General features: G+C 47.0%; 16 protein-coding genes. 10 read left to right on the top strand and 6 right to left on the bottom strand.

Annotated elements, in window-relative coordinates; translation table 11 throughout:
- Positions 1 to 151: 151 nt before the first annotated feature.
- Positions 152 to 304 (bottom strand): hypothetical protein, encoded by a 153-nt coding sequence (locus HUB64_RS05535; protein ID WP_011846564.1) that lies wholly within the window; start codon positions 302 to 304, stop codon positions 152 to 154.
- Positions 305 to 902: 598 nt separating this feature from the next.
- Between HUB64_RS05535 and HUB64_RS05530 the strand changes: the two genes are divergently transcribed.
- The 5 genes from HUB64_RS05530 (at position 903) to HUB64_RS05510 (ending at position 5084) form a co-directional block, all read left to right on the top strand.
- Positions 903 to 1745: a S1 RNA-binding domain-containing protein gene (locus tag HUB64_RS05530; protein WP_173496547.1), complete on the top strand. Its 843-nt coding sequence runs from the start codon at positions 903 to 905 to the stop codon at positions 1743 to 1745.
- 133 nt (positions 1746 to 1878) lie between these two features.
- Positions 1879 to 2550, top strand: a complete 672-nt coding sequence (locus HUB64_RS05525; protein ID WP_113938766.1) for a YceH family protein — start codon at positions 1879 to 1881, stop codon at positions 2548 to 2550.
- A 174-nt stretch (positions 2551 to 2724) separates the two neighbouring features.
- Positions 2725 to 3555 carry an ABC transporter permease subunit gene (locus tag HUB64_RS05520; protein ID WP_028760332.1) on the top strand — a complete coding sequence of 277 codons (831 nt, stop codon included), beginning with the start codon at positions 2725 to 2727 and terminating at the stop codon, positions 3553 to 3555.
- Positions 3552 to 4463 carry an ABC transporter ATP-binding protein gene (locus HUB64_RS05515; RefSeq protein ID WP_173496546.1) on the top strand — a complete coding sequence of 304 codons (912 nt, stop codon included), beginning with the start codon at positions 3552 to 3554 and terminating at the stop codon, positions 4461 to 4463. The genes HUB64_RS05520 and HUB64_RS05515 overlap by 4 nt, the downstream gene beginning before the upstream one ends.
- A gap of 339 nt (positions 4464 to 4802) precedes the next feature.
- The gene (locus tag HUB64_RS05510; RefSeq protein WP_105252837.1) at positions 4803 to 5084 is read left to right on the top strand and encodes an HU family DNA-binding protein; all 282 of its coding nucleotides are present in this window, start codon (positions 4803 to 4805) and stop codon (positions 5082 to 5084) included.
- Positions 5085 to 5236: 152 nt separating this feature from the next.
- On the opposite strand, the gene bioD is transcribed toward HUB64_RS05510, so the two are convergent.
- The 4 genes from bioD to bioB form a co-directional block, all read right to left on the bottom strand.
- The gene (bioD, locus tag HUB64_RS05505; protein ID WP_105252838.1) at positions 5237 to 5977 is read right to left on the bottom strand and encodes a dethiobiotin synthase; all 741 of its coding nucleotides are present in this window, start codon (positions 5975 to 5977) and stop codon (positions 5237 to 5239) included.
- A gap of 166 nt (positions 5978 to 6143) precedes the next feature.
- Entirely contained in the window at positions 6144 to 7103 is a 960-nt protein-coding gene (locus tag HUB64_RS05500) for a methyltransferase domain-containing protein (protein ID WP_173496545.1), read from the bottom strand.
- Between the two features lie 64 nt (positions 7104 to 7167).
- Complete coding sequence (locus HUB64_RS05495; protein WP_173496544.1) at positions 7168 to 8400, bottom strand: 8-amino-7-oxononanoate synthase; 1233 nt, start codon at positions 8398 to 8400, stop codon at positions 7168 to 7170.
- Between the two features lie 152 nt (positions 8401 to 8552).
- Positions 8553 to 9605 (bottom strand): biotin synthase BioB, encoded by a 1053-nt coding sequence (gene bioB, locus HUB64_RS05490; protein WP_028760338.1) that lies wholly within the window; start codon positions 9603 to 9605, stop codon positions 8553 to 8555.
- Between the two features lie 122 nt (positions 9606 to 9727).
- Between bioB and bioA the strand changes: the two genes are divergently transcribed.
- Entirely contained in the window at positions 9728 to 11083 is a 1356-nt protein-coding gene (gene bioA, locus HUB64_RS05485) for an adenosylmethionine--8-amino-7-oxononanoate transaminase (RefSeq protein ID WP_173496543.1), read from the top strand.
- A 379-nt stretch (positions 11084 to 11462) separates the two neighbouring features.
- Positions 11463 to 13064: a methyl-accepting chemotaxis protein gene (locus HUB64_RS05480; protein ID WP_173496542.1), complete on the top strand. Its 1602-nt coding sequence runs from the start codon at positions 11463 to 11465 to the stop codon at positions 13062 to 13064.
- Positions 13065 to 13205: 141 nt separating this feature from the next.
- Here the strand turns inward: HUB64_RS05480 and HUB64_RS05475 are convergent, their stop codons facing one another.
- Positions 13206 to 16646, bottom strand: a complete 3441-nt coding sequence (locus HUB64_RS05475) for a PAS domain-containing hybrid sensor histidine kinase/response regulator (protein WP_173496541.1) — start codon at positions 16644 to 16646, stop codon at positions 13206 to 13208.
- 174 nt (positions 16647 to 16820) lie between these two features.
- On the opposite strand from HUB64_RS05475, the gene acs reads away from it, so the two are divergent.
- From acs to HUB64_RS05460, 3 genes are all read left to right on the top strand, one after another.
- Positions 16821 to 18773: an acetate--CoA ligase gene (gene acs, locus HUB64_RS05470; protein WP_028760342.1), complete on the top strand. Its 1953-nt coding sequence runs from the start codon at positions 16821 to 16823 to the stop codon at positions 18771 to 18773.
- 222 nt (positions 18774 to 18995) lie between these two features.
- Positions 18996 to 20750, top strand: coding sequence for a DEAD/DEAH box helicase (locus tag HUB64_RS05465; RefSeq protein ID WP_173496540.1), 1755 nt, complete (start codon positions 18996 to 18998; stop codon positions 20748 to 20750).
- Between the two features lie 60 nt (positions 20751 to 20810).
- A complete protein-coding gene (locus tag HUB64_RS05460) occupies positions 20811 to 21071 on the top strand; it encodes a GrxA family glutaredoxin (protein ID WP_006081259.1) in 261 nt (86 codons plus the stop codon).
- The last annotated feature ends 59 nt before the right edge of the window (positions 21072 to 21130 follow it).

The following is a 21130-nucleotide window of genomic DNA, read 5'->3' as shown; positions in this document are numbered from 1 at the left end:
TGAGTCGCATCCTTAAAACATCAAGCTAATAAGTAGCTTAAAGACGTTCAAAAGAGGTTAAGACCTTCAGAAACCGATAACACAAGTAGAAAACGAAAACCGATAACACTGAACTAGCGAAAACGCCAAACCAGCTTATCGCTAGGCAAGATTATTTTAACAGGGGACTATTGGCTTCTTCGCGGCCAGAATTGATGCGGATCAACGTGAGATGCTTAAGGCCAGTATCATCGTATGGTACGACAATCGAGCGTTGGCATTGTGACACTTTTAGGCAAAGTGCAAAAAATGGATGCTTGTGCATTAGCTAATAAAAACCCTCTTAACCCCATGTAACTACATCTACTGTTAATTACACGGTTAATGACTGGTGAACCATAAAACCTTTATTACTCACGTAATATTTGTAATGTCTGCAACGAGCGGAATCGTTGAACGGCGCAATTAAACCGCGCAATGTCACAGAATGCAAGCAAGAATCTCATTTAATCCTTTACATTAAAATATAATAAACACCTGCTTAACAATCACCCGCCACCCATTGGTTTTAAATAGAGTAATATTAGTTAGTTAACCCATAAACGTCGTACGAGTCTGTTCAATATTTTTTATATCACCTTTGTCACTTTTATTGACATTTACCCCTGCAAATATCCCTGATTTTTGTGTGTCACTCAAGTGATGCACATTTGCCAACATTAAGCAAAGCCAAACAACCAATATCACGGCGCCAAACCCCGCCACAAATCAGTGGTTCCTCCGAGACACAATGCGTGATCAAGCCTTCGCTGAGTGACGGCCCACACACGCTAAAATAAAGCTCAAAGACAATAATGCTGCAGTTTCAGCACCGAAGTGTATAATCGCAACCGAATCACATTCCATTATGCACAGAGAGATCCATGGTACAGATAGGTAAAACCTGCAAACTTGAGGTTGTAAAACAAGTCAGCTTTGGCGTGTATTTAAACGCCCACGAATTAGGGCAAGTACTGCTGCCAAACAAAGTCACCCCAAAAGACTGCCAAGTCGGTGATCTGCTTGACGTGTTTCTGTATCTAGATTCTGAAGATATCGTGATTGCTACCACGCGCCGTCCATTGGCACAGGTAGGCGAATTTGCCTATTTAAAAGCCGTTGCAACCGGTCCTTATGGCGCCTTTTTAGACTGGGGTTTAGATAAAGATTTATTACTGCCCTTCGGTGAGCAACATAAGCCTATCGAAGAAGGCCGTTCATATCTGGTCTATGTACACGCTAACCGCGTCGATGAACGCATCATGGCCTCATCAAAAATCGATAAGTTCCTCGATAAGACAGAGCCGGACTACACAGTCGGTGAACAGGTCGATTTATACATCGGCGGCACCACAGATTTAGGCTACAAAGCCATTATTAATCATGCCCATTGGGGCGTGATTTACGAAAACGAAGTGTTCCAAAAACTGCGTTTCGGCCAAAGACTCAAAGGTTTCATCAAACAAGTGCGCCGCGATGGCAAAATCGATCTTGTGCTGCAACAAGGCAGTAAACAAGAGTTAGATAAGCATGCCCACATTATCCTGATAAAACTCAAACAGGCTGGCGGCTTCTTAGCCCTGACCGATAAAACCGATGCTGAAATCATTTACGATCAGCTTGGCATGAGTAAAAAAGCCTTCAAAAAAGCCATAGGTGGCTTGTTTAAGAATGGCCAACTGAGCATAGATAATGATGGTCTGCGTTTAACTGAAACAGCAGAATAATCAACTCTATTCAGGACTTAGCGTTAAAATTGTACAGTTTACCGCCACTAAGGCAGAGTTTGACTGACAACTCCTAGGATATTAAGCATGGCTCTGTTATAAACAAAGCCATGCTTTTTTCTTTGGAGCTTATATGGAACTCACGTTACACGAAGCCAGAGTCATCGGATGCCTGCTTGAGAAAGAAATCACCACCCCCGAGCAATATCCACTCTCGCTAAACTCATTGACCTTAGCCTGCAATCAAAAAACCAGCCGCGAGCCCGTACTCGAACTCAGTGAAACCCAAGTGCAAATCGCCGTTGATTCCCTAAATCGGAAACGTTTGATCAGCGAACAGTCGGGATTCGGCAGCCGCGTCGTTAAATACAAACACAGGTTCTGCAATACCGAATTCAGCGAACTTCAACTGTCCCCCGCCGCACTCGCCATCGTCTGTTTGTTGCTATTACGTGGTCCACAAACACCGGGAGAACTACGGACCCGCAGCAATCGCCTACACGAATTTAAAGACGTGATCGACGTGGAAGATTGCATCCGTCAATTAATGAGCCGTGAAAAGCCCTTCTTAAAACAATTACCCAGAGAAGCCGGTCGCCGTGAATCCCGTTATGTGGAATTATTCTCTGCAGCGTCATCGCACGAAAGTGCTAGCCAATCCCATAGCACAAGTCATACCTTAGCCCATGTCGCTGTGTCTGTAGACGCAGAGCCGCTTGAATTAGTGAACAGAGTGACAGAGCTTGAACAACAAGTCGCCGAACTGACGCAAAAGCTCGATGAATTAATCGCCTCATTGAGCTAATTAGCGATAGATAATGACTGATAAATACCGATGGATAATAAGTGCTATGTGAGCAACATGGCACTTATGGACCAATCCACTGTCTACCCAAGGGTGAGAAACTGAACCGCACCAACATAGTCGCGCCAAGCACCATAGCCCCTGAACCTAGCGCAAAAAGAATAGAGACAGCACATGACCAATAATCCACCCAGCAGTTTCAACAACATGTTTATTATCGCCATGTTTGAACTGCGCAAATTTTTATTTAATACCCGCGGGATCATCGCCTTGGTCGCCTTTGGTTTAGTTTGGGGTGTACTTCTGCTTTACCCCATTCAAAGTGCATCGGCCATGTTATTGCAGCCCAATGTAAAAGATATCATCGACAGCTTATTTGGTGCCAATACCCTCAATGTGCTCTTTGAGTGGCCCGTGGCCGAAATGGCGGTGTTTTGGTGCTTTGCGCTGTATTTGTTTCCACTGTTCAGCATTCTTATCGCCGCCGATCAGTTCTCATCGGATAAAACCCGCGGCACGCTGCGCTTCTTAACCATACGCACTAGCCGTGACAGCTTATTGTTCGGGCGTTTTCTCGGCCAAATCCTGATCCAAGGTTTACTGATCCTATTAACGATTATCGCCACTGTCGCCCTCGCGCTCAGCCGCGACAGCCAACTGTTTTTATCTGCGTTAACATCTGGCGCCTTGGTGGGTCTTAACCTCATCATAGTGATCTTGCCCTACACGGCTGTGATGACTTTATTGTCCCTGTATGCACGCACGGCACGCCAAGCTATGGTGTTTGCCACCATTTTATGGACAGTGATTTCCATCACTATCATGGTGTTAGCTAACCAATCTAGCCTACTAGCACAACTCCAGTGGGTATTACCCGGTGCTCAACTGTCGGACATGCTCAATACCAATGGACTCAATAGCTTAGTCTATTCCCCGATTCCACTGTTACAAACCGCTGTGGCCCTCTTGCTCGGCAGAATTTATATGCAAAGGAGCTCGCTATGAGTCTGATCCAATGCCAAGGGCTGTCGAAGCTTTACGGCAGCAAAAAGGCGCTGAATGATGTGAGTTTCAGTCTTGAAGCGGGGGCCCCCATTGCCCTTGTCGGTCCCAATGGTGCGGGTAAAACCACGCTTTTTAGCCTGTTATGCGGCTATTTATCACCCAGCTCTGGAACCATAACCCTACTCGGTGAAGCCCCCAATAGCCCTAAACTCTTAGGCAAGATTGCCGCTTTACCCCAAGATGCAGTGCTCGATCCCAACTTGACGATTGTCAGTCAGTTAATATTTTTCGCTCGCCTGCAGGGAATGAACGTGGAGCAAGCAAAGCAAGAGGCACTGCGCGTGTTGGCCTTGGTCGATCTAATTGATGTTGCCGAGCAAAAACCGCCTAGCCTTAGCCACGGTATGAGTAAACGTGTATCGATTGCGCAGGCGCTGATTGGCTCGCCAGAATTAGTATTATTAGATGAACCAACGGCGGGACTCGACCCTGCCAATGCAAAAAAAGTCCGTGAACTGGTCAAAGCCTTATCGCCCACCACAACTTTTATGATCAGCTCGCATAATCTCGATGAGCTCGAAAAGCTGTGCGATCAAGTGTTGTATTTAGATAAAGGCCAACTGAGCCAAGCTGTGTCAATGCATGCGTCGACCGACAGCGATTACCTGACGTTAACCATGCAAAATTGTGAGAGAGATGCACTGCAAGCGGAAGTGGCAAAACTGGCGGGAGTGGTGAATATTAGCTCAAAACAAAGCAATGTGTTTATTATCCAGCTAGACACAAATACAGAAAAAGCGCACAACAGTGATATTGAGATGCGCCTATTCGCCCTCTTCAATCAGCATCAATGGCAATACAAGATGCTGCTGAAAGGTCGCACTCTGGAAGAAACACTCTTTTCATAGGCAAGCGTTAAAAGGGTTTCTCATCACCCAACGGTTGATTAGTGTTCAATCCATAGCCTAAGCGCAATACGCCTTGCGCTTAGGCCTTTTAACTAAGGTTTTAAACTAAGGCTTTCAATAAGCCTTTAAATTAAGTCAGTCACTTCGCCCAGTAAAATCAGCCCACCACTCAATCCGACAAACTTGTACTTACTTTAGCAACACACAATCACCAAAAGCTTCACAAGCCTGTCAATAAAACACCAATCAACCGCGCTGAGCTTGCTATGGCTTTCAATCTCGGGACGAGCTTGTTATAACTCCCCTTCGATTGAACCTAAGCTGACTTCAGAGGTTTCTATGAACAAAGCACAACTTATCCAACGTATTGCCGCCGAGCTCAATGCATCGCAAGCGAGCACTAAACCTGTGGTTGAGCAGATACTGCAACAGATCCACGTCGCCTTGAGCGAAGGCGAGAAAATTTTCCTGCCACAATTTGGCACCTTTGAACTCAGATACCATGTCGCTAAAACAGGGCGTAATCCACAAACGGGCGAAGCCATAGAAATAGACGGTTACAATCAGCCCAGCTTTAAAGCCTCAACCGCATTGAAGCAGCAAATCAATCACGGCGCTTAGCTTCAATGTGCAGGCACTATTTTGCGAGATTTTGCGAACATTAGTCAGCAGCCTTGATAGAAATGAGCCTCAACATAATTTGAGGCTCATTTTTTATCAAAAGAAAAATAACAGTTCCGCTTAGGGGAAAGTCTTAAACAATTAAGTAGTCGCTAAGTATTGCTCTCCTCACCTTGATAAAGTGGCGCAATATCAACATAGTCAGCAGCGTTTTCAGCACTTGGATCCTCGAGAAATGGCACACAACCGAGGAAAGGTGCCGTCATCATCTCTTTAAGGCTCGTCAGATTCTCCTCAAACATACTCATATTCGGGTCGACACGATTAGCAACCCAGCCTGCAATCTTAAGCCCATCGGCCAATATAGCCTCTTGAGTCAGCAATGCATGATTTAAGCAGCCGAGTTTCATGCCAACCACGAGTATCACTGGCAGTTCTAATCTCTGTACGACTTCCGAAAGATACCTGCCATCACCTAAGGGTAAACGCCAGCCTCCCGCGCCTTCAATCAAGCAAAAATCCGCTTGAGCAAATGCCACTAAATCTAAACTTTCAATGATAGCTTCAGGCGCTAAACTCACGCCCACTTGGGCGGCGGCAATGTGCGGTGCAATCGCAGGTTCGAAGGAAAAAGGATTGATGAGTGGATAAGCCAGTTTTAATGATGATGACGTCATCAGCTGTAACGCATCGGCATTGCGCAATCCTTCAGAGGTTTGCGCGCAGCCCGAGGCGATGGGCTTAACACCTAAAGTCAACATAGTGTTGGCTGCAAGAATACTCACAGCAGAGTCAGCATTGGCTATGAGCCCTAAACGATTCACAGCGGTTAATAATGCCGCCGAAACCAAAGTCTTACCGCTATCGGTATCTGTACCTGTTACAAAATACATATTAGATCCTTATCTGTTGCTATGAGTTGTGCTTTGTTAAGCACACTCTCCATAAGCTAAATGTCCATATAGCTAACGATCTCTATACGTAATGTTAAAAATCCAACGTTTTCTAGATATTAGTGCTAATTGATAATGCCATGACTAAAGGCATAATATGTGAACTTTAAAACCTACGCCGAGCACGTATTTGAACTATCTGGTAGGTTAAAGGCAAACCTTGGGGTAAACGTAGCGATTCGGCTTTGGCCTGCATGTCCTGCCAATCTTGACGACCACGCAGCCGTGGAGTGAATTCTGAAGCACTCACTGTTGAACCTGAAACCCGAGTTGTTGAACTGGCGACATGTACAGAAGCCCCCACACCTTTAATTGAATAGAGTAGTGCCTTAAGAGTGTCAAAATACACTGTCATAGGGACGAGGTGCACTTCAAGTAATTGCCATGTATCGAGTTTAAATGCAGCCTTGAGTGCTTGCATCGTCGAAAAGTCATTCACTCTTAACCCTAATTCAGCTAATTGATTCAAACTCCCCTGCGCTACGAGGCTCAAATGACACTCACCGTTCGGCTTAAGTACCCGCGCCATTTCGGCTACCGCAGCAGGAAAATCAGCACACCATTGCAGGGCTAGATTAGAGTAAATAACATCCATGCAGCCATTGGTAAAAGGTAAACACTGCGCATCGGCACATACGCCGAGATAATCGGGATAAGACTGTTTTAGCTTTTGTAGCATGCCAAGGGCAATATCCACGGCAAATACAGTTGTGGATGGATTTTGCGTAGAGAGATCCGCTGGTTGAGAGACACTGTGGTACCCAGAAAAATCCGTGCCAGGGCCTGCCCCTATGTCTAACAGATAACCTGCTGCCGAAAACTCACTAAGTAAACTGGCAGCGCTCAGGCGTTGTAATTGATTATGATCTTGGTAACTATGGGCCGCTGCGGAAAAACGTTCAGCAATTTGAGTCCCGTGCACATTGGGCACAGTCCCCGCGAGAACGCCCTCATAAGAAACGCCCGCATTAAGCTCACTCAGCTTAAGATCGCAAGCTATAAACTTGTTTGACTCATGAGCAAACTCACTACAGCTTGGATCACTAGACTTTATCAGGCTTGGCATTTTAACTAAAACTCAACCATAAAAACTTAACATTCAATAAAATAACGCGATCTATAGGGTACATTTATCTGTACTCATCGGCAGATTCTCGTTCACTGACAAGCGGGATACCAACACGACTGAGCACTTGGGCTAATTGCTCAACACAAGCAGCAATATCTTCAGCGGTATGGGTCGCCGTTAAGGTAATGCGTAATCGCGCCGACCCTACAGGCACCGTCGGCGGGCGAATCGCCCCAACCCAAATGCCCGCGGCTCTTAACGCTTCGGCGACTTGCAGGGTTTGCTGCGCATCGCCAATGATCAACGGCTGAATTGCGGTATCCGAACCTAAAAGGGGCACGGCAGCATCGAGGCATAACTGTTTGAATAGCGAAATATTCTCAAGCAGTTTCAGCTGTAACTCAGGATGTGCAGTGCAGTACCGAGTCGCGGCTAACGCTAATGCGGCATTAGCGGGCGATAAGGCGGTCGAATAAATATATTCGCGGGCATTACTGACCAAAAAGTCGATCAGCGCCTGACTCCCCAAAACCGCTGCGCCTTGGCAACCTAATGCCTTACCAAAGGTCACCACTTGCACATCGATAAGCTTGGCGGCTTTATCTCTTACATCACTATTTTGATAGCCATCGAGCACCGCAAAACCATGGGCATCATCAACAATCAACCAAGTATTCTGTTTACGACAAAGCGCCGATAACTGCGTGATCGGCGCACAATCCCCGTCCATGCTAAACACGCTTTCTGTGATTAACGCCGATGCGTGATTTCGAGTTAGAAGCCGCTCAGCACTCTCAAGCGAATTGTGTAAAAAACGTTTAAGCTGCGTGCCACTATCTTGTAAACCATCGATAATTGAGGCATGCACAAGTTTATCGGCAATCACAGTATCTTGCTGATCAAACAAGGTTTTCATTAACGCCGTATTGGCACTAAAGCCCGAGCAGAATAATAATCCCGCTTCATGCCCCGTTAAGGCGCAGAGTTCACGTTCAAGTGTAACATGCGCATCACTGTACCCTGTCACTAAGGGCGATGCGCCACTACCCACACCGTAGGTCTGCGCGCCAAGGTGCAGCGCTTCAACCAACTCAGGAACGCGGGATAAGCCTAAATAATCATTACTGCTAAAATTAACATAGGATCGCCCTTCGAACACAAAGCGCGGGCTCGAAGTGGGTGCATTAACATCAAAGCTGTGATCAACACTCAGCATTTTACGTTGCCGTAATAAACCTTGCTCACGTAAGGCTTGCTGACGGGCGGCAATTTTCATCTCGAGCAGAGAACTCATCGATTTAGCCTCAAGAATGATTGTCTTAAAAATGCTTGCTTAAAAAATGGAGTGCGGCCAATAAAGCTATCGGCCGCAATCAAAATAGGCTGCAGCCAACAAGGTTTACAGGCTATTCGACCTGTTTGTCGGACAACATGCGCTCAGCAGTATTACAAAGCACCCGCGTCATAGAATTGTGCCGATGACTTATCTTGATAGGCCGCCGCTTTGGCTAAAACAGCACTTTCTTCTTCCAGTTTTGCCGCTGCGCCCTGCTCGGGACGTAAGCCTAAACGTCGAAATAGCCCCATATCATCGCTTTCTTCTGGGTTTGGTGTGGTCAGCAATTTACAACCATAGAAAATCGAGTTAGCGCCAGCAAAGAAACACATGGCCTGCAGCTCATCACTCATATTTTCGCGGCCTGCTGATAACCGCACGCGGGAAAGCGGCATTAAGATACGCGCCACGGCGATAGTACGCACAAATTCGAGTGGGTCGAGGTCGTCAAGCTTCTCAAACGGCGTACCGGCCACTTTGACTAACATATTGATTGGTACTGAATCAGGATGCTGCGGTAAATTAGCCAGCTGTTGTAGTAAGCCTGCGCGATCCGTCGCCTTTTCACCCATGCCGACAATCCCGCCCGAGCACACTTTCATGCCAGAAGCACGCACATGTGTCAGTGTATCTAAACGATTTTGATAGGTACGTGTCGTGATCACATCGCCGTAATATTCAGGCGAAGTATCTAAATTATGGTTGTAATAATCTAAGCCAGCACTGGCTAAATCGTTCGCTTGATCTTCAGAAAGCATGCCAAGCGTCATACAGGTTTCCATACCTAAGGCTTTAACTTCTTGCACCATTTGTTTAAGGTACGGCATGTCTTTTTCTTTTGGATTACGCCAAGCAGCGCCCATGCAGAAACGAGAAGCACCCGCGGCTTTAGCACTGCGCGCCTCGGTCAGCACAGTTTCCATTGCCAGCAAACGCTCTTTCTCTAGACCTGTGTCATAGCGAGCACTCTGCGGGCAATATTTACAATCCTCAGGGCAAGCACCGGTTTTAATCGATAATAAACGGCTAATTTGCACTTCATTAGGATCGTATACCTCACGGTGAATACTGTGTGCTTTAAATAATAAGTCATTCATCGGCAGCGCAAATAAGGCTTCGATTTCTTCCCGCTTCCAATCATGACGAACTTGCAACTGCGACATTGAACACCCTTTTTATTCTGTTTTTTATCTTGGCTAGGATAACCTCAGCCCTTAAACTGTCAACGCCAACCAGTGAACCCAGTTTACTAATGGCTACTTTATCACCAAAAAAGTGAGCATTTATGCGCAATTTACTCGATTTTGACTTTGATAGCGCCCATATTTGGCATCCTTACACCTCAATGACCCGATCTCTTCCTGTTTTTGGTGTACACAGTGCCAAAGGCTGCGAGCTTGAACTCGTCGATGGCCGCAAGCTGGTCGATGGGACTAGCTCGTGGTGGGCCTGTGTGCACGGCTATGCACATCCCAAGATATTAACCGCGATGGAAAAACAGTTGCATCAACTGAGCCATGTGATGTTTGGCGGTATCACCCATGAACCCGCCATTGAACTGTGTAAAAAACTTATCGCTATGACCTGCAAACCGCTAACAAAGGTCTTTTTGTGCGACTCTGGATCTATCTCAGTCGAAGTGGCAATTAAAATGGCGCTGCAATATTGGCAAGGTCAGAGTTGGCAAGGGCGAAGTGTACATGGAGAAGAGCGACCGCTAAAACAACGCATTCTTACCGTTAAGAAGGGTTACCACGGCGATACCTTTGCCGCGATGAGCGTATGCGATCCAGAAGGCGGCATGCACACTATGTTTGGCGATGCAGTAACCAAGCAATCATTTGTGCCCGCGCCACAAACCGCCTTTTGCGAAGCCTTACAAGCCGATGATTTAACCGCAATGCGTGACATATTAAGCATTAATCACCATGATATTGCCGCAGTGATTATAGAGCCGATAATGCAAGGCGCTGGCGGTATGCGTTTCTACAGCGCAGATTATTTAACGGGTCTTCGTGCCCTATGTGATGAATTTGATGTCCTGCTGATCTTAGATGAAATAGCCACTGGCTTTGGTCGAACAGGCAAGCTTTTTGCCTATGAACACGCCCATATTACCCCTGATATCTTATGTTTAGGCAAAGCGCTGACTGGCGGTTATATCAGCCTAGCGGCAACGCTATGTACCGATAAAGTTGCCCAAGGCATAAGCCAATCTCCCGCGGGCGTGTTTATGCATGGCCCTACTTTTATGGGTAACCCGCTAGCCTGCGCCGCGGCGTGTGCAAGCTTAGACATAATTAACCGTAATGAATGGCAAGCGCAAGTGGCTGCTATCGAACAGCAAATGCGCGTTGAACTTAAGGATGCGATTGACTTACCCAGTGTTAAAGACGTGCGAGTGCTCGGCGCAGTGGGCGTGTTAGAGATGCACGAACCCGTCAATACCGCTGATTTACAGCAGCAATTTGTCGATTTAGGCGTCTGGGTGCGTCCCTTCGCCAACCTTATCTATATCATGCCGCCCTATATCATTAGCTCAGCACAATTAAGCCAACTCACCAGTGCGATGAAGCAAGTCGCAGCAGGTATTAGCGCGGTATCAAAAAATCTCGAGCCGCAACTTATCAGCCACGGTTGATGCTTTAACACTTGACCATCTTTTAGCTTAACGCTCTTTCAACTCAATAAGCCTTTAACGTCGAATAAACGAACCCCTGCGCACTGTGCGCTAAGGGTTCGAACGGCTTGGCTTATATCAGACTCAGCAGCCCTTCCCTTGTTCGAATCTCGCATCCTCTCGATAGATAAACGCGCTAAGGTTGCAATTGCAATATTGCTCACAATTTCCATTAAAACTCTGTAATTTAGCGCATTTATTTAATCCGCCAACTGGAAATTTTATCAAAGCCAACGATGCTTATATCACTCACTTTACACAACATATCTTTCGCCAAAAGCTGACAACAACTTGAGCAGAGGGAATGGCTTAAATCGCTACACAAAGAAAAGGAGATCATATGTTCAAACTCGCTGACATCCCCGTTAATCGAAAACTCGCACTACAGCTCATTATCGCCCTCGCAGGTGCCTTAATTTTACTCACTATTTCCGTCACAGCCCTAAAGCACAACCTGATGGCAGAGCGTGAAGCACGACTTAATGCCGTATTGTCCCTCGCCAGCAGCCGTATCCAAGCGTTGTCGCAATCGCTCCCCCTAGAGCAAGCACAGCAAGCCGCTAAAGACATGTTGAACGACATGCGTTTTGATGGTGATAACTACTTGTTTGTGATTGATGAATCGAGGCACGTTATCGTTCATCCCATCAAAAAAGAACTGGTTGGCCAACAAATGGGTAATCGAGGCGAAGAGAATTATTGGTTTGAAATGGTCGAACTCGGCCGTGATGGCAAACAAGGATTAGTCGAATACCGCTGGACGACGGCGAATGGCAAATCAGCGCAGAAAATCTCACTTGTCATGGGATTTAAACCTTGGGGCTGGATCTTAGGCTCAGGTATGTTACTCCAAGATATCGAAGCCACCATTTGGAATGAATACCTCACCATGGGAGGCATTACATTTGTCATTATTGTGCTTATGGCTTGGCTAGGATATGCCATTAGCCGCTCTATTACGCAGCCATTGGATGATGTGAATCTGGCTATGCTCGCCATCACAAAAGGTGATTTAACGACTCAGCTAAAAATCTATGGTAAAGATGAACTTGGCATCTTAGCCCACAATATAAACCAAAGCATAGACTCCATTCGTAGCACTTTACTTCAAGCGAGTCATAGCGCTGACAATGTTGCACAGGCCTCGGCTCGTATCGCCTCAACTGCAGAGGAAACTAATCAAGCGGTAAATAATCAGCGGGATCAACTCGCCCAACTTGCCACCGCCATGAATGAAATGAGCGCCACTATCGCCGATGTCGCGAATAATGCGGAGAGCACAGCCAAAGATACCAAAGAAGCCACTTGGGAAGCTGGCCTGGGCGACCAAGATGTTCACGCCAGCGTAGATGGTATTCATGCTCTTGCCAAAGAAGTGGAGCAAGCGACGGATCAAGTGAATATGCTTAAAGAGGAAGTCATGCAGATCAGCGAGGTCACCTCTGTTATCAGCGCGATTTCAGACCAAACCAACTTGCTGGCACTGAATGCCGCCATTGAAGCCGCCCGCGCAGGCGAGCAAGGGCGAGGGTTCGCTGTAGTCGCCGATGAAGTGAGGCAACTCGCCAGTCGCACTAGGCAATCGACCGAAGAAATTCAAAACACGATTTCATTATTGCAACAACGGGCCGTGAGCGCCGCTAAGGCAATGGATGCAAGCCGTGCACTGGCAGAAAACAGTGTGAGTCAATCAGCAAAAGCGGGTAAGGATTTATCGCTTATCGTTGCTCATATAAAACATGTGAGTGACATGGCAACCCATATCGCCACCGCCGCAGAAGAACAAAGTGTGGTCGCAGAAGACATGAACAGAAACGTGTGCGGGATTAATAACTCAGCGCTCGAAGTCTCTGAATCGGCAACTTATTTGGCTCAAGAAAGTGAAAGTTTGGCCGAATTATCACTGAATTTAAACAATAAACTGGCCGTATTCAAACTCTAGTCATGTATTTAGTTACACCCACAAACCTGTGCCAAACCGTTTAGCCAAGATAAGCCGCATAAAAAACTGCGCGATTATCTTGGCATTTCGTTAAACGTGCCGACGTCACTAAACTCATGTTACCGAACACGTATACCAAGCTTATTTTACCAAGCTAGAAATCAAGGCACGTAGCGCGGCAGGTTTTATCATTTTCGCCATATAGTGATAGCCGCGGCGTTGCACATCTTCCACCAGTTCTTTGCGAGTATTGGCGGTAATCAAAATGCCGGGTAAGTCTTTGCCATATAGGGCACGAATACCATCCATCGCATCGACGCCATTTTGGCCATCATCTAAATGGTAATCCGCGAGCACAATATCAGGCGCGACGCCTTTCAGTCCTAGTTTAATGCGTGCATCAGATAAATCTTTTGCACAGATAACCTCACACTGCCAGCGGCTTAATAAGCTTTCTAATCCAGCTAAAATGGCCTCTTCGTTGTCGATACACAACACTTTGATACCCGATAACGGCTGCAGCAGCGACGGCAACGCTTTCACTTGTGGTTGACGCACAGTTTCTCCAAGCGGAACACAAATGGAGAAGACCGAGCCGCGCCCTAAATGGGACGAAACCTGAATACCGTGTTCTAACACTTTACTGATGCGATCAGCAATCGCCAGACCTAAGCCCAAGCCGCTAACATTGTTGCTCTTAGGATTATTCAACCGCTTAAATTCTTTGAAAATTTCTTGGGTTTCTTTTTCATCAATACCACAACCCGTGTCTAACACTTGGATTTCAAGGTAATGACCTCGATGACGGCAACCAAATAACACTCTGCCACCGCGAGCATAACGGTAGGCATTGGTTAAAAAGTTTTGCAGGACACGCCGTAACAGCGAAGGATCAGAATTAACGGTTGCGCTGCATGGGACCATCTTAAAACGAATTTGGTTGTCCGCTGCCATCGCTTCAAATTCCACCGATAACCCATTGATCAGTTCTGAAATCGCAAAGTCACGGCGATTAACATCCACCATACCTGAGTCGAGTTTAGAAATATCCAATAGGTCGGTGAGCAATTCGCCGGCAATTTTTAGCGAGCTATTCACATGGGATAAGGTGGTTCTGGCCTCACGATCTAGATTGGGATACTGAGATAACGACGCAGTGAACAATCGCGCAGCATTAAGTGGTTGCATTAAATCATGGCCAACAGCAGCCAAGAAGCGACTCTTAGAGGCGTTGGCGATTTCTTCCTGCGCTTTAGCCTCGAGTAACTCACTGTTCAACATGGCTAATTCATAGGTTCGCTCATTAACGCGGCTTTCTAAGGTTTCATTGGCTTCGAGCAGCGCGCGCTCCTGTTCGCGATACTGAGTAATGTCGGTAAAGGTCATCACAAAGCCGCCATCTGGCATAGGATTGCCTTGAATTTTAATCACTTTGCCGTCTCTGCGATGGCGCTCAGAAGTGTGCGGTGTGCCATTACGCATATGCTGCACCCGCTGCTCAACCTGCTGTTCTATTTCCCCTTCACCACAATAACCCCGCGCCGCATTAAAGCGGATCACTTCACTGATGGGCATGCCCTGCTGCAAAAATCCATCGGGATATTGATACAGCTCCACATATTTGTAATTCCATGCCACGAGATTGAGATCGTTATCGATAACACTCATGCCTTCATAGGCGTGCTCAATCGCGCCGCGCAGCATGTCTTGACTGAGCATAATCTTCGATGAGGCTTCATCGACCAGACTAAAGACTTCATCCAGCGCTAAGTCGCGCCCTTGCAGCACGGAATCCATCACTAGCGCTGCGCTTGAAGCGCCAAGCACCCCCGCCAATAAACGTTCAGTGTGGGAAATCAACTCCGGCGGCGCCGCTTTATGCCAACTATCACTTTTTACCGCATCAATCGAGAAACGGCTAAAGCTCTCGTAGGCGCGTGTTGGGCTAACGAAGCGACTCGCCAGTATCAGTAAATCTTGCTGTGAAATCGGACCATTTTTCTTATTGGCGCTGTTTTTTAATTTACCCGGACTCACAAAAGCACTGGCCTGAATACGCTCAGCCACACCTGCTCTAAACCAAATAGAACCCAAAATATAACAGGCAATATTGGCAAAAAGAGCCGTCAGCGCATCACGCACATTGGGCGTTATCGCATCTAGCAGGCCTTTCTCGCTCGCGACACTAGACAAGAACGCCGATGAACTTTGCACATTGGTCATGCCCTGCAACATGATGTAGAACCACAGCGAAAAGCCCACGCCGAGCCCTAAAAATACCCCAGCACGATTGCCGTGTTTCCAATAGAGTCCACCGACTAAAGCTGGCGCAAGTTGGGCAAAAGCCCCAAAAGACAACATGCCTAAATGGGACAAGGAATCACTGTCTGATAATGCCAAATAGCTGCCATAGCCTAAGCCCAGAATAATCACGATGGCTAAGCGGCGGGCATTAAGTAACAGGTGCGAGAACTGACTGAAGTTTTTCTCGCGGATATGGCCTGTACGTAACATCACTGGCACCAGCCATTCATTACTTACCATCACACTGATAGTCACTACAGCAACAATGACCATACCCGTTGCCGCAGATAAGGTGCCCAGCAAAGCAATAACAGCCAACAAGGGTTGATCTAACGCCAGCGGTAAATTAATCACATAGGTATCGGCCGACACGGAGTCTCCGAGGATGAGCTTCCCAGCCAAGGCGAGCGGTCCAACGAATAAACCGAAAAGTGCTAAATAAATGGGAAACAGCCAACGCCCTTTTGACAACACGGACTCATCGGCGCATTCCACCACCATTACATGGAACTGCCTTGGCATACATAAAAAGGCCGCCATTCCGACGAGTAACTCAGGCATTAAAGCTTCAATACGTGGATTGGGATAATTAATTAGTGACTGCGCATTGGCCTGCTGCCAAATATCCCCAAAACCATCGAACACTCCGAAACTGATGACGATGCCAACCAACAAAAATGCGGCAAGTTTCACCAGAGACTCAAAGGCAATCGCGAGCATCATGCCGGGATTATGCTCGGTCGCATCGAGTTTGCGAGTACCAAATAAAATGGCAAATATGGCTAACAGCGAAGTGATCAGTAACGGAATCGTCACGCCATCGAGGGGATCGTCAGCGGGTTGAAACAAATTAAGACTGACCACCATCGCCTTAAGCTGCAGGGCGATATAGGGCATGATGCCAAACAAGGCAATTAAGGTGACTAAGGCGGCTAAGGTTTGAGATTTGCCATAACGGGCGGCAATAAAGTCGGCCACGGAAGTGATATTTTGCGCCTTAGACACTAATACCATCTTGCGTAACATGCCAAAACCTAAAGTAAAAATCAGAATAGGGCCGATAAAAATCGGTAAGAAAGACCAAAAATCCTTAGCCGATTGCCCAACTGTGCCTAAAAAACTCCACGAGGAGCAATAAACCGCTAAGCTCAGACCATAGATAACGACCTGAAGCTTTTTAGTGATCTGAGTAAACCAACGCTCCGCCCCCCAAGCCAATAGGAATAAAAGCGAGACATAACAGACGGCAATAACAGCAACGACTAAGGTTAAATTCATACTTTGCTCTTTTTTCTGATTATTGTGCGATAAAACCTGTCTAAAATCTAGCCGGATTTTTAATGCAACAGACTAAATATAAAGGAAAATTTAACACTAGACCAAGGTCTAATGGAGTTGCCGCCCCCTTGCATACCATACTCAGTCCACGCAATTTTTCAAAAGGGAAGCCCTATGAGCTCGCAGTCTCTCTACAAAGTCTCCGGCAATATCGCTGCCAATGCACTTGTAAACAACGATAAATATAAAACAATGTACCAAGAGTCGATTGTCAATCCTGAAGGTTTCTGGAGAGAACACGGCAAGCGTATTGATTGGATAAAACCCTATACCAAAATTAAAAAAACCTCTTTTGATGACCATAATTTATCGATCAATTGGTTTTACGATGGCACCCTGAATGCTTCAGCCAACTGTTTAGACCGTCATTTAGCCGAGCACAGTGATCGCGTGGCGATTATTTGGGAAGGCGATAACGCCAGCGAACAACGCAAAATCACCTACGGTGAATTACATGCAGATGTGTGTAAGTTTGCCAACGCACTGCGCAGCCAAGGCGTGCGCCGCGGGGATATAGTCACAATTTACATGCCTATGGTGCCAGAAGCTGCAGTCGCTATGCTTGCCTGTGCCCGTATCGGCGCTGTGCACTCTGTGGTCTTCGGTGGTTTCTCACCGGATTCAATCGCCTCTCGGGTGATTGATGGCAAATCAAAAGTCATTATTACCTCCGATGAAGGTATGCGCGGTGGCCGTGCTATCCCATTGAAACGCAACATCGATGATGCTTTAAAAAACCCTGATGTCACTACCGTTGAGAAAGTCATCGTACTTAAACGCACGGGCGGCAAAGTGGATTGGGTAGAAGGCCGAGATGTGTGGTGGCACTCACTGATTGAAACCGCATCTGAGTACTGTCAACCAGAGGAAATGGACGCCGAAGCGCCATTATTCCTGCTGTATACCTCAGGTTCAACCGGTAATCCCAAGGGCGTATTGCACACCACTGGCGGCTACATGGTTTATGCATCTATGACCCATGAATATGTGTTCGACTACAAAGCGGGTGAAGTGTACTGGTGTACCGCGGATGTGGGTTGGATCACTGGCCACTCTTACATGGTTTACGGCCCGCTCGCTAATGGTGCGACTGTGCTTATCCATGAAGGTGTGCCGAATCATCCAAGCCCTGCCCGTTTAGGCGAAATGATAGACCGCCATAAAGTGAACATTCTATATACAGCGCCAACCTTAATTCGCGCGCTGATGGCCGAAGGTAAACAACACTTCGATAAGTTCGATGGTAGCAGCTTGAGGATCATGGGCTCGGTAGGTGAACCTATCAACCCAGAAGCGTGGCGTTGGTACCATGAGGTCATAGGTCATGAACATTGCCCTATCGTCGATACTTGGTGGCAAACTGAAACGGGCGGCATTTTGATCACGCCACTGCCAGGCGCGACCGATACTAAACCCGGCTCAGCTACCCGCCCGTTCTTTGGCGTTCAACCCGCCTTAGTGGATAACATGGGGAATATTTTAGAAGGTGAGAACGAAGGTAACTTAGTGTTACTCGATTCTTGGCCGGGCCAAATGCGTACTGTGTATGGCGACCATGAACGATTTGTACTGACCTACTTTAAAACCTTCCGTGGCATGTATTTTACCGGTGACGGCGCACGCCGTGATGAAGATGGCTACTACTGGATCACTGGCCGCGTTGATGACGTGATCAACGTATCCGGCCACAGATTAGGTACAGCAGAGGTTGAAAGTGCGCTGGTATCACACGAACTGGTTGCCGAGGCTGCAGTAGTTGGCTACCCACATGATATTAAAGGCCAAGGTATTTATGCGTATGTCACGCTAACCCGCGGCACTGAAGAAACCGAAGAGCTACGTCAAGAGCTGCGTCAATGGGTTCGTAAAGAAATTGGTGCGCTGGCAACGCCAGATCTCATCCAATGGGCGACGGGCTTACCTAAGACACGTTCGGGCAAGATCATGCGCCGCTTCCTGCGTAAGATTGCCGCTAACGAAGTGACCAACTTAGGGGATGCATCAACCTTGGCCGATCCAGCGGTGATCGAGACCTTGATTGAATCACGCTTGAATCGTACTGAGTAATATCCGAGTTAAGAATAACGTCCACAACGCTTAGTCTATGCCCAATAGGCTAAGCGTAACCTGAACCTCCCTTTTTAAACCTAAGGTTAAAAGTGAACCCTGTTGAGAGAGTGTGTGTGATTGCTTCTTTCTCTAGCTTGCCCCTCCAACCAGGGGCATTTTTTTTGCCTGTTATGTTAAGCTTGCAACCTCACTTTTATTCAGCATAGATTTTTTATCAGCGTGTCAGTCAAACTCAGAGACTATCAACAGCAAGCGGTTAATGCCGCCATCGCCCATTTTAGGCAAAGCCAAGCTTCCGCCGTACTTGTATTGCCCACAGGCGCCGGCAAAAGCATAGTGATCGCCGAACTGGCGCGCATCGCCAAAGGCAGAGTCTTAGTGCTCACCCATGTGAAAGAATTAGTTGCGCAAAATGCCGAGAAAGTCGGCCTCCTCACAGCACAAGCCAGTATCTATGCGGCGGGACTCAATCAAAAAGCCACCGACGGAAAAACCGTCGTTGCCAGTATTCAATCGGCAGCGCGGGGATTAACGCAGTTCGATCAGCCGTTCTCGTTAGTCATTATTGATGAATGCCACAGAGTCAGCCTAGAAAAAACCAGCCAATATCAGCAAGTACTCAACCATTTACGCACGAAAAATCCCCAATTAAGATTGCTCGGTCTCACCGCCACGCCCTATCGCCTTGGCACTGGCTGGATTTATCAGCAACACTATCACGGCAAAGTAGGGTCTCCCGAACATGCCGTGTTCGAACATTGTGTGTTCGAGCTGCCCATAAGGCCGCTCATTAAGCAAGGTTACCTCACAGCGCCAACCCTGTTTGATGGCCTAAGTGCCCAGTACGACTTCAGCCAACTTAAAGCAAACGAGAATGGCGAATATGCCGAAGCCGAGGTTAACGATTTACTGGGACATTACGGCCGCGCGACCACTGCGATTGTGAAACAACTCATTGAACTGAGCCAACATAGAAAAGGTATTATCATTTTTGCGGCAACGGTACGTCACGCCAATGAGATTTTTAACATACTCAACCAAGCTCACGCTGCGCAGAGCGCCATTATCACGGCACAAACGCACGACAATGAACGTGACGCGACGATTGAACGCTTTAAAGCCCAAGAGCTTAAGTTTTTAGTCAACGTGGCTGTGTTGACGACAGGCTTCGACGCGCCCCATGTGGATTTGATTGCTATTTTGCGCCCTACCGCTTCAGTCAGTCTGTTTCAACAAATGATCGGCCGTGGATTGCGAATCGCTGAAGGCAAAAAAGATTGTCTTATCATCGACTATGCTGCCAATGGTTATGACTTGTATTTCCCTGAGGTCGGCCAAGCGAAACCCAACAGTAAATCGGTCCCCGTGCAAGTGCATTGCCCAGTATGCGATTTTGCCAATATATTCTGGGGACTCACGGACGACGATGGCGACATTATCGAACACTTTGGTCGCCGCTGTCAGGGCATAGTCGAACAGCAAGGTAAAAAGCTGCAGTGCGACTTTCGATTTAGATCTAAATCTTGCCCTGATTGCGGTGAAGAGAATGATATTGCCGCACGCATTTGCCAGCACTGCCAATCGACCCTCATCGATCCCGATAAACGCCTACGCCAAGTGCTCAGCCAGCAGCACCATCATTTATTCCGCTGCCAGCATATGAGCCTCATCGACGATGACGGCAATCTGAAAGTGCAGTACCTCGATATCGACGGTAATGAATTCAATCGCCGCTTTAAATTACAAACGTCGGCCCAGTGGCGAGCCCTATATGCCTTATTCATCTTTCCCCATAGCCGTACACCGGGATTAAAACCGAAAAAGTACACTAAGGTGACAGAGTTAATCAGCGATGCGGATAAATTCTGCATGCCCGATCTCTTGCTGCTAAAGAAACATAAAAAAGGCTGGGATCTGCTCGAAAGCTATTTTGATTATCAAGGTCGCTATCAAACTGAAAATAAACTCGGCTGACATTATCAATTCACTTAGGCCTATGGTATAAAACGACTAAAGTAATCCTAAGGAGCTATTATGTTCGTTGTTATTTTTGGCCGTCCAGGCTGTCCTTATTGCGTTCGTGCTGTGCAATTATCTGAGCAACTCGTTGAAAAACGTGATGACTTTAAGTTCAGATATGTCGATATCCACGCAGAAGGTATCTCTAAAGCAGATTTAGAGAAAACTGTTGGTAAGCCAGTTGAAACAGTACCACAGATTTTTGTCGATGAGAAACACGTCGGTGGCTGCACAGATTTCGAACAATATGTTCGCGAAAACAATCTGTTAGATTAAGCGCTATAGATATGTGATCCGCTTAATGCAAAAGGAGACCGAAGGTCTCCTTTTTAGTC

The organism is Shewanella sp. ISTPL2, from assembly GCF_013283205.1.
GTDB classification, from domain to species: domain Bacteria; phylum Pseudomonadota; class Gammaproteobacteria; order Enterobacterales; family Shewanellaceae; genus Shewanella; species Shewanella oncorhynchi.
The sequence above is the reverse complement of the archived record's forward strand: the minus strand, read 5'-3'. Positions and strand labels throughout refer to the sequence as shown.